Annotated in this window: 12 protein-coding genes and 1 riboswitch; of the genes, 3 read left to right on the top strand and 9 right to left on the bottom strand. The window is 75.8% G+C overall.

The annotated features are described in order from the left end of the window. Window positions 1-9 precede the first annotated feature (9 nt). The 8 genes from metX to HLV61_RS14120 all read right to left on the bottom strand — a co-directional run bounded on the left by metX (window position 10) and on the right by HLV61_RS14120 (window position 8899). On the bottom strand, window positions 10-1131 hold the full coding sequence (gene metX / locus HLV61_RS14155) for a homoserine O-acetyltransferase MetX (RefSeq protein WP_369256465.1): 1122 nt from the start codon (window positions 1129-1131) through the stop codon (window positions 10-12). 1 nt (window position 1132) lies between these two features. Next, window positions 1133-2425, bottom strand: coding sequence for a bifunctional o-acetylhomoserine/o-acetylserine sulfhydrylase (locus HLV61_RS14150; RefSeq protein ID WP_369256463.1), 1293 nt, complete (start codon window positions 2423-2425; stop codon window positions 1133-1135). Window positions 2426-2469: 44 nt separating this feature from the next. Continuing rightward, window positions 2470-2585: riboswitch (SAM riboswitch) on the bottom strand. Window positions 2586-2619: 34 nt separating this feature from the next. Next, complete coding sequence (locus HLV61_RS14145) at window positions 2620-4587, bottom strand: acetyl/propionyl/methylcrotonyl-CoA carboxylase subunit alpha (protein WP_369256461.1); 1968 nt, start codon at window positions 4585-4587, stop codon at window positions 2620-2622. Window positions 4588-4592: 5 nt separating this feature from the next. Then, window positions 4593-6173 carry a carboxyl transferase domain-containing protein gene (locus tag HLV61_RS14140; protein ID WP_369256459.1) on the bottom strand — a complete coding sequence of 527 codons (1581 nt, stop codon included), beginning with the start codon at window positions 6171-6173 and terminating at the stop codon, window positions 4593-4595. A 70-nt stretch (window positions 6174-6243) separates the two neighbouring features. Further along, window positions 6244-6750 carry a hypothetical protein gene (locus HLV61_RS14135; protein WP_369256457.1) on the bottom strand — a complete coding sequence of 169 codons (507 nt, stop codon included), beginning with the start codon at window positions 6748-6750 and terminating at the stop codon, window positions 6244-6246. Continuing rightward, window positions 6747-7631: a mechanosensitive ion channel family protein gene (locus HLV61_RS14130; RefSeq protein ID WP_369256455.1), complete on the bottom strand. Its 885-nt coding sequence runs from the start codon at window positions 7629-7631 to the stop codon at window positions 6747-6749. Before HLV61_RS14130 ends, HLV61_RS14135 begins: the two co-directional genes overlap by 4 nt. 82 nt (window positions 7632-7713) lie before the next feature. Then, on the bottom strand, window positions 7714-8496 hold the full coding sequence (locus HLV61_RS14125; RefSeq protein ID WP_369256453.1) for a thioesterase family protein: 783 nt from the start codon (window positions 8494-8496) through the stop codon (window positions 7714-7716). Between the two features lie 43 nt (window positions 8497-8539). Next, window positions 8540-8899 (bottom strand): hypothetical protein, encoded by a 360-nt coding sequence (locus HLV61_RS14120; RefSeq protein ID WP_369256451.1) that lies wholly within the window; start codon window positions 8897-8899, stop codon window positions 8540-8542. Between the two features lie 125 nt (window positions 8900-9024). Between HLV61_RS14120 and HLV61_RS14115 the strand changes: the two genes are divergently transcribed. Together HLV61_RS14115 and HLV61_RS14110 are read left to right on the top strand one after the other, a co-directional pair. Beyond that, on the top strand, window positions 9025-9423 hold the full coding sequence (locus HLV61_RS14115) for a VOC family protein (RefSeq protein WP_369256584.1): 399 nt from the start codon (window positions 9025-9027) through the stop codon (window positions 9421-9423). A 47-nt stretch (window positions 9424-9470) separates the two neighbouring features. Next, window positions 9471-10445 carry an EamA family transporter gene (locus HLV61_RS14110; protein WP_369256449.1) on the top strand — a complete coding sequence of 325 codons (975 nt, stop codon included), beginning with the start codon at window positions 9471-9473 and terminating at the stop codon, window positions 10443-10445. Here HLV61_RS14110 and HLV61_RS14105 read toward each other — a convergent pair. Further along, on the bottom strand, window positions 10442-11443 hold the full coding sequence (locus tag HLV61_RS14105) for an ABC transporter substrate-binding protein (protein WP_369256447.1): 1002 nt from the start codon (window positions 11441-11443) through the stop codon (window positions 10442-10444). The two genes, HLV61_RS14110 and HLV61_RS14105, sit on opposite strands and share 4 nt — an antisense overlap. A gap of 110 nt (window positions 11444-11553) precedes the next feature. On the opposite strand from HLV61_RS14105, the gene HLV61_RS14100 reads away from it, so the two are divergent. Further along, entirely contained in the window at window positions 11554-12495 is a 942-nt protein-coding gene (locus HLV61_RS14100; RefSeq protein WP_369256445.1) for a siderophore-interacting protein, read from the top strand.

Below are 12495 nucleotides of genomic sequence, written 5' to 3'. Positions count from 1 at the left end.
TCGACGGGGTCAGGCGTCCAGCAGGTCGCGCAGGAGCGTGCCCACGGCGTCGGCCTCGACGAGGAAGCCGTCGTGCCCGTACGGCGAGGACACCACCCGCAGCGGCACGCCGAGCGCGTCGGCCACCCGCTGCTGCAGCCCCAGCGGGTACAGCCGGTCGGAGTCGACGCCGGCCACCACCGCCCGCGCCGTCACCCGCGCCAGCGCGGCCTCCACCCCGCCCCGGCCGCGGCCGACGTCCCAGCTGTTCATCGCCTCGGTGAGCAGCACGTAGCTGCCGGCGTCGAAGCGGCGGGCCAGCTTGTCGGCGTGGTGGTCGAGGTAGGAGGCGACCGCGAACCGGCCGTCGCCCTGCACGACCGGGCCGAAGCGCTCCTCCAGCTCCAGGGCGCTGCGGTAGGTGAGGTGCGCGATCCGCCGCGCGACGCCGAGCCCGGCCACGGGCCCCGGACCCGGCAGGTGGTCGCCGCCGGCCCACGCGGGGTCGGCGCGGATGGCGGCCTGCTGGGTGGTCTGCGTGCCGATCTGGTCGGCCGTGGCCGCGGCACCCGAGGCGAGGAAGAACAGCCCGGCCACCCGGTCGGGCAGCGCGACCGCCCACTCCAGCGCCCGCATGCCGCCCATCGACCCGCCGACGACGGCGGCCCAGCGGCGCACGCCGAGCGTGTCGGCGAGCGCGGCCTCGACCAGCACCTGGTCGGCCACGGTCACCTCGGGGAACCGCGAGCCCCACGGCCGGCCGTCGGGCGCCGTCGACGACGGGCCGGTCGTCCCCTGGCAGCCGCCGAGCACGTTGGCGCACACGACGAAGAACCGGTCGGTGTCCAGGGCCGCGCCCGGGCCGACCAGCGACGCCCACCAGCCCGGCGTCGGGTGCCCCGGACCGCCGGGGCCGGTGACGTGGCTGTCGCCGGTGAGCGCGTGCTCGACCAGCACTGCGTTGCCGCCGTCCGGGGCGAGGGTGCCCCAGGTCTCGTAGGCCACCCGCACGCCGGGCAGCACCCCGCCGCGCTCGAGCCGGACCGGTCCGTCCAGGTCGAGGAAGAGCCGGTCCCCGGCGGGGTCGCCGTCGCGCCACCCGCCCGTGCGCGGCGGGGCCGGGGACGCCGCGGCGTCCCCCACCCCGCCCATGTCAGGCGCCCTTGGCGGCGCGGAACCCCGCCTCGAGGTCGGCCAGGATGTCCTCGATCCCCTCCAGGCCGGCGGCCAGGCGCACCAGGCCGGGCGTGACGCCGGTGGTCCGCTGCTCCTCGGGGGTCAGCTGGGAGTGCGTCGTCGAGGCCGGGTGGATCACCAGGCTGCGCACGTCGCCGATGTTGGCCACGTGGCTGTGCAGCTCCAGCGCCTCGACGAACCGCTGGCCGGCCTCCTTGCCGCCGCGGATCTCGAAGGCGAGGACGGCGCCGGCACCGCGCGGGGCGTAGCGCTGCTGGGCGGCGTGCCACGGCGAGGACGGCAGGCCGGCGTAGTGCACCGACTCGACCTCGTCGTGCGCCTCGAGGAACTCCGCCACCCGCTGGGCGTTGGCCACGTGCCGCTCCATGCGCAGCGACAGCGTCTCGATGCCCTGCACGATCAGCCACGCGTTGAACGGGCTGATCGCCGGCCCGAGGTCGCGCAGCAGCTGCACACGGGCCTTGAGCGCGAACGCGGGCGCACCGAGGTCGGCGTAGACGACGCCGTGGTAGGTCGGGTCCGGCGTGGTGAAGCCGGGGAACTTCCCGCGGGTCCAGTCGAAGTTGCCGCCGTCGACGATCAGGCCGGCGATGACGGTGCCGTGGCCGCCGAGGTACTTCGTGGCCGAGTGCACCACGACGTCGGCGCCGTGCTCGAGCGGGCGCACGAGGTAGGGCGTGGCGATGGTGTTGTCGACGATCAGCGGCGCGCCGTTGCGGTGCGCCACCTCCGACACCGCCGAGATGTCGAGGACGTCGCCCTTCGGGTTGCCGATCGACTCGGCGTAGAAGGCCTTGGTGTTCTCGCGGACCAGCGACTGCCAGTTCTCCGGGTCGTCGGGGTCCTCGACGAAGGAGACCTCGACGCCGAGCTTGGGCAGCGAGTGGTGCAGCAGGTTGTAGGTGCCGCCGTACAGCGAGGCCGAGGCGACGACGTGGCTGCCTGCCTCGGCGACGTTGAGGATCGCCAGGGTCTCGGCGGCCTGGCCGCTGGCCACGGCGAGCGCCGCGACGCCGCCCTCGAGGGAGGCCACGCGCTGCTCGAGCGCGTCCTGCGTCGGGTTCATGATCCGCGTGTAGATGTTGCCCATCTCCGCCAGCGCGAACAGGTCGGCGGCGTGCTGGGTGTCGCGGAACTGGTAGCTGGTGGTGGCGTAGATCGGCAGGGCGCGGGCCCCGGTGGTCGGGTCGGGGCTGGCCCCGGCGTGGATCTGCCGGGTCTCGAAGCTCCAGCTCTGCGGGTCGGTCACGGCGCCGTCTCCTCTCGCTCGCGGAGACCCCGCGGCGCACGGAGGGCTCCGTCTTGCCGTGCGGCGGGCGCCACGCGGCCGGCTCTTCCCCTGGGAGCACCTCGGACGGAGAGAGGTTGCCGGGCAGCCAGCCAGGTACTTGACGCTGCCTCTCGTGAGCCTGCGCCGACCCTAGCGGGAGCCCCGGCCGGGGGTCAGGCGGGGGTGAGCCGGGCGAGCACCTGGTCGAGCGCCACCTGCGCGCCGGCGGCGACCAGCAGCTCGACGACGCCGTCGACCGGGGCGCGCAGCGTGTGCTCCATCTTCATCGCCTCGACGACGACGACCGGGTCGCCGGCGCGCACGGCCTGCCCCCCGGCCGCCGGGACCGCGATCACGGTGCCGGGCATCGGGCTGGTCAGCTCGGGGGCGTGCGCGCCGGCGGCGTCGGGCCGCAGCAGCACCCGGCGGGCCCGCCGCAGCGGCCAGTCCGCGCCCTCGGCGTGCACGAACAGCGTCTCCCCGTCGTCGGCGACCAGGCAGCGGGAGCGGACGCCGGCGCGCACGAGCACGACGCCGCCGTCCTCGGCCGCGCAGGTCAGCAGGCCGGCGTCGGCACCGTCGACGATGGCCTGCGCGGCCGCGGGGGTGCCGGTCAGGGTGACCGTGCGCGGCTGCGCCCCCGCCTCCAGGCGGACGACGAACGGCGCGGTCCCGGACCCGGCGCGGAAGCCGGTGGGCGCGCTCCACGGGTCGGCCGGGTCGGCCGCGGCCCACGCGGCCAGCCACACGGACGCGGCGGCGGCGAGCAGCGCGGTGTCGGGCACCGGCGCCGGCTCCCAGCCGGCGGCGAACCGGTCGAGCAGCGCGGTGTCGAGCTGCCCGGACCGCACCTCGGGCTCGGCGAGCAGCGCCCGGACGAAGCCGACGTTGGTGGCCACGCCGAGCACCGCGGTGCCGGCCAGCGCGCGGTCCAGCGCGGCCAGCGCGGTGGCGCGGTCGATCCCTGCGGCGACCACCTTGGCCAGCATCGGGTCGTAGTCCGAGCCGACGACGGTGCCGGCCGCGATCCCGCTGTCCACGCGGGCGCCGGCGGGCTCGGCCAGCGCCAGCACCCGCCCGCCGGTGGGGAGGAAGCCGCGGCCCGGGTCCTCGGCGTAGACCCGCGCCTCGACCGCCCAGCCGGTGAGCGCGACGTCGCCCTGGGCGAAGGCGAGCGGCTCCCCGGCGGCGACCAGGAGCTGCTGCTCGACCAGGTCCAGGCCGGTGACGACCTCGGTGACCGGGTGCTCGACCTGCAGCCGGGTGTTCATCTCCATGAAGAAGAACTCGTCCGGCCGGTCGGCGGAGACGATGAACTCCACCGTGCCGGCGCCGGTGTAGCCGACGCTGCGGGCGGTGGCGCAGGCCGCCGCGCCGATCCGCGCACGGGTGGCGGCGTCGAGCAGCGGGGACGGCGCCTCCTCGACCACCTTCTGGTGCCGCCGCTGCAGGCTGCACTCGCGCTCGCCGAGGTGGACGACGGCGCCGTGCGTGTCGGCGAGCACCTGCACCTCGACGTGCCGGGGCCGCTGGACGAACCGCTCGAGGAACAGCGTGTCGTCGCCGAACGAGGCCCGGGCCTCCCGGCGGGCGCCGGCGAGGGCCGCGGGCAGGTCGGCGGCGTCGGCCACCACGCGCATGCCCTTGCCGCCGCCTCCGGCCGAGGGCTTGACCAGCACGGGGAAGCCGATGCCGGGTGCGGCGGCCACCAGGTCGGCGTCGGTGAGGCCGGGCTCGGCGATGCCCGGGACGACGGGCACACCGGACGCCTCGACCGTCTTCTTGGCGGTGATCTTGTCGCCCATGACCCGGATCGCCTCCGTGGGCGGGCCGACGAAGACGACGCCCGCCTCGGCCAGCGCGGCGGCCAGCGCCGGGTTCTCCGACAGGAAGCCGTAGCCGGGGTGCACGGCCTGCGCACCGGTGGCCCGGCACGCCTCGACCACGCGCTCCACCGACAGGTAGCTCTCCGCGGCCGCGGCGGGCCCCAGGCGGTAGGCGACGTCGGCGGCGCGGACGTGCGGGGCGCCCGCGTCGGCGTCGCTGTAGACGGCGACCGAGCGGATGCCGAGGCGGCGCAGGGTGCGGATCACCCGGACGGCGATCTCGCCCCGGTTGGCCACGAGGACGGTGTCGAACACGGGAGTCACATCCGGAAGACGCCGTAGGCGACGTCGTCGAGGGGGGCCTGGGCGCACGCGGACAGCGCCAGGCCGAGGACGGTGCGGGTGTCGGCGGGGTCGAGGACGCCGTCGTCCCAGAGCCGCGCCGTCGAGTAGTAGGGGTTGCCCTGGGCCTCGTACCGGTCGCGGACCGGCGCCTTGAACGCCTCTTCCTCCTCCGCGGGCCAGTCGGTGCCGCGGGCGGCGAGGCCGTCGCGGCGGACGGTGGCCAGCACCGAGGCGGCCTGCTCGCCGCCCATCACCGAGATGCGGGCGTTGGGCCACATCCAGAGGAAGCGGGGGGAGTAGGCCCGGCCGCACATCGAGTAGTTGCCCGCGCCGTAGGAGCCGCCGATGACGACGGTCAGCTTGGGCACCCGGGCGCAGGCGACGGCGGTGACCATCTTGGCGCCGTGCTTGGCGATGCCGCCGGCCTCGTAGTCGCGGCCGACCATGAAGCCGGTGATGTTCTGCAGGAACAGCAGCGGGATCCGCCGCTGGTCGCAGAGCTGGACGAAGTGGGCGCCCTTGAGCGCGGACTCGCCGAACAGCACGCCGTTGTTGGCCACGATGCCCACCGGGTGCCCGTGCAGCCGGGCGAAGGTGGTCACCAGCGTCGGCCCGTAGAGCGCCTTGAACTCCTGGTGCTCCCCGCCGTCGACGAGCGTGGTGATGACGTCGCGGACGTCGTAGGGCGTGCGCGGGTCGACCGGCACCAGGTCGTAGAGGTCGGTCTGCGGGCGGACGGCGTCGCGCGGCGGGGCGACCTCCCAGGCCGGTGGCGCGGGCGGGGCCAGCGTCGCGACGACGCGGCGGACGATCTCCAGCGCGTGCTCGTCGTCGTCGGCGAGGTGGTCGGTGACGCCGGAGACGCGGCTGTGCAGGTCGCCGCCGCCGAGGTCCTCGGCGGTGACCACCTCGCCGGTCGCCGCCTTCACCAGCGGCGGCCCGCCGAGGAAGATCGTGCCCTGCTCGCGGACGATCACCGACTCGTCGGCCATGGCCGGCACGTAGGCGCCGCCGGCGGTGCAGGACCCGAGGACGGCGGCGACCTGCGGGATGCCGCGGGCGCTCATCGTGGCCTGGTTGAAGAAGATCCGGCCGAAGTGCTCGCGGTCGGGGAACACCTCGTCCTGCATCGGCAGGAACGCCCCGCCGGAGTCGACCAGGTAGACGCACGGCAGCCGGTTCTGCAGCGCCACCTCCTGCGCGCGCAGGTGCTTCTTCACCGTCATCGGGTAGTAGGTGCCGCCCTTGACGGTGGCGTCGTTGACGACGAGGACGCACGGCCGGCCGGCGACGCGGCCGATCCCGGTGATGATCCCGGCGCCGGGGGAGTCGCCGTCGTACATGCCCTCGGCGGCCAGCGGCGAGAGCTCGAGGAAGGGGCTGCCGGGGTCGAGCAGGTGGGCCACGCGGTCGCGGGGGAGCAGCTTGCCGCGCTCCACGTGCCGGGCCCGCGAGGCCTCCGACCCGCCGAGCGCCCGCTGCCGGAGCCGTTCCTGCAGCTCGGCGACCAGGTCCTCGTGGTGGGCGCGCGACGACTGCGGCGCGGCGACCGCCATGTGTGCCTCCGGATGAGCTCTGGGGATGCCTGACGTTAACCGGCGTTCACATCCGGTGTCCACGCGCCGGTCAGCCGGTCGGGCTGCTCCCCGGAGTGGGGGCGGGGGGCTCGCCGGCCGGCGGCGCCTCTCCGGTCGTGGTCGGTGCGGGCTCACCCGGCTCGGTCTCGCGGGGCTCGGTGGTCCTCGAGCCGGTCGGCGGGGTCGGGGCGGTGGTGCCGGTGGGCAGGTCGGTCGTCGTCGGCGCGGTGGTCTCCTCCGGCGTCGTCGGCGCCGGCTCGCTCGTCGTCGGTGGCTCGCTCGTCGGGGGTGCGGTCGTCGTCGCCGGCGCGGGCGCGGGGGTGCTCACCTGTGCCGGGTCCCCGGCCGGGACCGTCGTGGGATCCGGCGGCCGGACGTAGAGGTACAGCACCCCGAGGCCGACGAAGAGCAGCGCCAGCACCAGCGTGGAGGTGCGGGCACGGCCGATGTGCCCGGGCGAGCGGCGGAAGAGGCCGGACAGGCCGAAGCGCCCGCGGGCCGCGGGGTCGCCGCCCGTGCCCTCGGGATCGGTCCGCGGGGCACCCGGGACGGTCACTGCTGCGCCCCCTGCGGGGCCGGCGCCGGCGCCGGCTCGGGACCGGGCGTGAGGTTGAGGCCGGCGCGGGCGAAGGCCAGCACGATGCGGGCGCGCAGGTCGCGGCCCACCTCGAACTGCCGGCCGGGCAGCGTGCGGGCGACCACGCGCACGTTCACCTGCTCGAGGTCGATGCTCTCGACGCCCATCACGCTGGGCTCGTCGAGCAGCAGGCGGCGCAGGTCCTCGTCGGCGAAGGCCTGCCGGTTCACCTCGCGGAGGACCTCGTTGACCCGGTTGACGTCGGCCGTCGTCGGCACGGGGACGTCGACCACGGCACGCGCCCAGTCGCGGGAGAGGTTGACGACCTTGACGATCTGGCCGTTCGGCACGGTGACGACCTCGCCGTCGGCCGAGCGCAGCCGGGTCACCCGCAGCGTGACGTCCTCGACCGTGCCGTCGGCCGGGTCGCCGCCGCCGACGACGTTGATCGAGACGACGTCGCCGAACCCGTACTGCCGCTCGGCGATGAGGAAGAACCCGGCGAGGACGTCACCGACGATCCGCTGGGCGCCGAAGCCCAGCCCGACGCCGAGCACGGTGGCCGGCGCCACCAGGCCGGTGACCGGGACGCCGAGGCGGTCGAGGACGTAGAACACCGTGACGGCGTAGACCAGGACGATCAGCGCCCAGGTGATCACCTGGGTCAGCGAGTGGCGGTGCTTGGCGGCCTCCGACCGCACCAGCACGTCGCCGCCGGTGGAGCGGGCGTCGATGCGGTCGGTGATCCGCTTCCCGACCCAGGTGATGAAGCGGGCGACCAGGATCGAGCCGAGGATGATCAGCACGATCTCCAGGCCGCGGCCGGCGAGCCAGTCGAGCAGGGCGGTCAGTGGCGCCATGGCGGCTGCGGTCCTCCCGGTCTCCTCGTCCCTGCGGTCCACCCTGGTCCGGAGCGGCAGATATGGCCATCTCTGTCGCTCGTCACCGGGGTTCGACGAAGAGGGAGGCGACCGAGCGGCCGATCCGCCCGGTGCCGTCGTAGAGGTCGGCGGCGCACTGCCCCACGCCGGTGGGCCCGAGCGTCGTCCTCGCGTCCATGCCCAGCCACTCGCCCGCCGGCTGCCGGAACAGCGCGACGACGAGGTCGACGTTGGCGAAGGTCGTCCGGTCCCACGACAGCTCGGCGGAGATGCCGCTGGCCGCGTCGGTCATCACCAGCAGGTGCTCCAGCGGCGTCATCGGCTCGCCCTCGACCAGCGCGCACAGCGGGCGGGTCCAGGCCGCGGCCGGCCCCGTGCCGGTGAGCGTGCCCGAGGCCTCCCGCCAGTCCAGCGCCCGGTGGTAGGCGACCTCCTGGCGGAAGACGTCGAACACCGCGGGCCGGCCGTCCTCCGGGCCGACGGCGGGCGGCTGCGGCGGCGTCGCGGTGTCGGCGGCGTCCCGGGTGCGCATGCGCCAGGCGGTCACCCGCATCGCCGTGCGCCCGCCGGCGGTGAGCGTGGCCTCGACCAGCTCGATCCGCCGGCCGGGCCGCAGCACCCGCGCCTGCACCGCCACGGGCCCGACCGGCACCGGCCCCAGCACGTCGTAGGCCAGCCGCACCGTCTGCCCGCCGGCGATCCCGCCGGCCCGCTCGACCTCGCGCGCCAGCAGCGCGGCCGGCGGCCCGGCGTGCTGGAGGCCCGGGTCCCAGGGGCCGATGGTCAGCGCGGTCGCGACGTAGCCGTCGCCGTCCGGGAGGTAGCAGGCGGAGGGCAGGTCCACGGTCGGCAGTCTCGCCCGGCCCGGACCGGGCTCCACCCGCGGGTCAGCCGGAGCGGGCCAGCCACAGCGCCGAGCCGAGCCACACGGCGCCGACCCCCGCGGTCAGCCACCACAGCGGCTGGCCCTCCGCCGAGAGGGCGACGAGGACGCCGACGACGAGCACGGCGCCGGCCACCGGGGTGGAGCGCAGCAGCGTGCCGGCCGTGTCCGGTCCCGGGACGGCGACGAAGACGACCGCGGCCGCGACCAGCAGGAACGCGCACAGCGCCGCGAGGTAGGCCGCCGTGGCACCGAACTCGGCGGGCAGCACCAGCGCCGCGACCCCGCCGACGACGGCGCCGGCGGCCAGGCCCAGGAGCAGTCGGCGGCGCCGGCGGGACCACGGCGGGCGGGGTTCGGTCACGCCGTCGAGGGTGCCCGCGGTCCCTGGGAGCCACCCGTCCGCCGATGAGTTCCGCCGGGAGGCGCCGTCTCCCCTCCCGACGGGCCCCGACGGTGGGCCCCCCTGACGGGAGCAGAGCCGTGCGCATGGTCTTCCTCAACCTGCCGGTGGCCGACGTGGCGGCCAGCCGCGCCTTCTACACCGAGCTGGGCTTCTCGGTGGACGAGCAGTTCTCCGACGAGACGTCGGCCTCGGTGGTGGTCAGCGACGCGATCCACCTGCAGCTGGCCACCCGCGAGAAGCTGGCCGGGTTCGTCCCCGAGGGGACCCGGATCGCCGACCCGCGGCAGGCGACGGCGGCGCTGTACGCCCTGTCCTGCGAGAGCCGCGAGGAGGTCGACCAGCTGGTGGAGAAGGCGATGGGCGCCGGCGGCGGCACGTGGATGCCGGCCCAGGACCACGGCTTCCTGTACGGCGCGAGCTTCACCGACCCCGACGGCCACGTCTGGGAGGTCATGTGGATGGACCCCGCGCCGGCGCAGTGACCCGCGGGTAGGTGGCGTCCGGCGCTACGCCCGCTACTGTCGGACGGGTGCCGCACACCCGCCGCCCTGCCGTCGGCTACCTGACCACCATCGCGGCGGCGGGGCTGTTCGCCGTCAACGGCACCGTCTCCACGCTGGCGCTGCAGGCCGGCGTCCCGCCCACCTGGCTGACGGCGATGCGCTGCGGAGGGGCGGCGGTCGGCCTGCTGGTGGCGCTGGCCCTCGTGGCACCGCAGCGGCTGCGGCTGACCTGGCGCGAGGTGCCCTTCCTCGCCGTGTTCGGCGTGGTCGGCGTCGCGATGACCCAGTTCCTCTACTACGTCGCCATCGGCCGGCTGCCCGTCGGCATCGCGCTGGTCTTCGAGATGACCGCGCCGGTGGGCATCGCGCTGTGGGTCCGGCTGGTGCGCAAGGAGCCGGTCCGCCCGCGCATCTGGGCGGCGCTCGCGCTGTCGCTGTCGGGGCTGGTCCTCGTCGCCCAGGTGTGGCAGGGCGGTGGCTCGCTGGACCTGCTCGGCGTCGCGGCGGGCCTGTCGGCCGCGGTCTGCCTGGCCACGTACTACCTGATGGGCGAGCGCGGGACGGCCACCCGCGACCCGGTCGCGCTGACCACCTGGACGTTCGTCGCCGCGGCGCTGTTCTGGGCCGTCGTCGCCCCGTTCACGGCGCGGTTCGACGCCGACGTGCTGGGGGAGCGGGTGCCGGTCTCGCTCGGCTCGGCGCAGCTGCCGCTGTGGGCGCTCGTGCTGTGGATCGCGGTGCTGGGGGCCATCGTGCCGTTCTGGCTGTCGATCGCCGCCCTGCGCCACCTGCCGCCCACCACGGCCGGGCTGGTGGCCACCGTCGAGCCGGTGCTCGCCTCGATCGTCGCGTGGCTGTGGCTCGAGCAGGTGCTCAGCGGGTGGCAGGTGGCCGGGGGTCTGGTCGTGCTGGGGGGCATCGCGCTGGCCCAGACCGCCCGCACCGCCACGGCCCGCCCGGCGCCGGCGCCCGTCCCCGAGACGCCGGCGCCGCTCGGTTAGGCGACCTTCCGGGCGTCGGTCAGCCAGCCGGCCAGGCGCTCCATGAAGCGGGCCTGGGCGGCGTGGTCCATGCCGACGTACTCCCACGGGTACACCTGCCCGGCCTGCGCGGCCGGCAGCAGCTGGTAGGTGGGCTGGGTCGACATCTCCTCGGGCGTCATCGCGCCGCGCAGCGAGTACAGGATCACGTCGCTGGGGTACTGCGGGACCTGCTCCCAGCTCGCGGTCTGCCAGAAGTACTCCTCGCCGCCCGGGTCCACGAACTGCACGCCGAGGTCCTGGTACAGGTGCAGCGACGGGTCGTCGGGCGCCTTGGCCATGTAGAAGCCCTCGTCGGGATAGGCGGCCACCGGCAGCACGGTCACGCCGGAGGAGGCGGCCTCGGTGAGCGCGGCGGAGGCGTCCTCGTACTCCTGGCGCGCCGCGCTGACCTCCTCGCCCTCCATGTCCGCGCCGAGCGCCCCGGCGAGCTCGCCGGTGCGCTCGATGACGTCGGCCGCCGAGCCGCGCCAGGCGATCGCCACGACCGGGGCGATCCGCGCGACCTGCTCCTGCTGCTCGAGGGACTCGAAGCCGTACAGCGGCTGGCTGTCGTCGAGCGTCCCCTCGGAGTCCACCGGGTAGACGGTGGTGACGATGACGTCGGGGTCGGCGGCGGCCAGCGCCTCGAGGTCGATCTGCCCGTAGCTCTCGCCGACGATCTCGACGCCGGAGAGGTCGCGGCCCTCGAACTGGACGTCGTCGGCGGCCGAGGTCTGGCCGAAGGTGGCCACCGGCTCGACGCCGTAGTTCCACAGCGACGACACGACGTCGTTGAGGCCGGCGACCCGCTCGGGCCGGCTGTCGAGCTCGACGGTGGTGCCGAGGTCGTCGGTGAAGGACCAGCCCCCGGTCGCGGCCTCCGCCTCGTCGTCGGTGCCGGGACCGGCGCAGCCGCCGGTGGCGAGCAGGGCCGCCAGCGCGAGGGAGGCGCCGAGCAGGCGCGGGGGTCGGGACACCAGGGACTCCTCCGGATCGGGCAGGGGCTTCCCCCTGCGAGCAGAGGCAGGTTAGCCTTGCCTTACCCGCGGTCCGCAAGGGCCGTTCCCGAGCCGAGCGGAGACCGGCAGTGACGACGACGACCGAGGCCCCGGCAGCGGCGGTGACCGAGCTGCCGCAGTGGCTGTTCTTCGAGACCGTCGTCGCCCGGGTGGTGCCGCTGGGCCCCTCGACGGTGCGGATCACGCTGACCGGACCGCGCCTGGGCGGGTTCGGCGTCGCCGGCGACGACCAGCGCGTCAAGCTCGTCCTCGCCCCCGACGCCGCCGCGCTCGCCGAGCTGCAGGCCGCCGGTGCCGACTGGTACCCGGCCTACTGCGCGCTGGCCGAGGAGCGGCGCCCGGTCCTGCGCACCTACACCGTGCGGGCGGCCCGGCCCGAGCAGGCCGAGGTCGACCTCGACGTCGTCCTGCACGGGGTCTCCGACGGGCACGCCGGCCCCGCCGCCACCTGGGCCGCGGCCGCCCGCCCCGGCGACCCGATGGTCCTCATGGGCCCCGACCGGCCCGGCCGCGGCCGCGCCTGGGGCGTGGAGTGGGCACCGCCCGCCTCGGCCACCTGCCTGCTGCTCGCCGGCGACGAGACCGCGGTGCCCGCCGTCAGCGCGATCCTCGAGTCGCTGGCGCCCGGGCAGCGCGCCGTCGCCGTCCTCGAGGTGCCGCAGGCCGCCGACCTGCAGGACCTGCGGCTGCCCGAGGGCGTGCAGGTGCGCTGGCTGGCCCGCGCCGACCGCCCCCGCGGCGAGCTGCTGGTGCCGGCCGTGCACGCCGCCCTGGTCGACCTCGGTGTCTGCGCCGCGCCGGCACCCGCGCCCGAGGACGTCGACCTGGAGACCGAGCCGCTGTGGGAGGTCCCCGAGGACCCCGCCGCGGGCGCCGGCTGCTACGCCTGGCTGGCCGGTGAGGCCGGGGTGGTCAAGCGGCTGCGCCGGCACCTGGTCGCCGACCTCGGCGTCGACCGGCGCTCGGTGGCCTTCATGGGCTACTGGCGCGAGGGCCGCGCCGAGTCGTAG

Source organism: Geodermatophilus amargosae, assembly GCF_041028265.1.
In the GTDB taxonomy this organism is placed as follows: Bacteria; Actinomycetota; Actinomycetes; order Mycobacteriales; family Geodermatophilaceae; genus Geodermatophilus; species Geodermatophilus amargosae_A.
Note: the sequence above shows the minus strand (reverse complement) of the source record. Positions and strands in the feature narration are given on the sequence as shown.

Bases quoted from the DNA above. Each gene is read 5' to 3' on its own strand.
- metX (WP_369256465.1), bottom strand. From the start codon at position 1,131: ATGGGCGGGGTGGGGGACGCCGCGGCGTCCCCGGCCCCGCCGCGCACG.
- HLV61_RS14115 (WP_369256584.1), top strand. From the start codon at position 9,025: ATGGTCTTCCTCAACCTGCCGGTGGCCGACGTGGCGGCCAGCCGCGCC.
- HLV61_RS14130 (WP_369256455.1), bottom strand. From the start codon at position 7,631: ATGGCGCCACTGACCGCCCTGCTCGACTGGCTCGCCGGCCGCGGCCTG.
- HLV61_RS14140 (WP_369256459.1), bottom strand. From the start codon at position 6,173: ATGGCGGTCGCCGCGCCGCAGTCGTCGCGCGCCCACCACGAGGACCTG.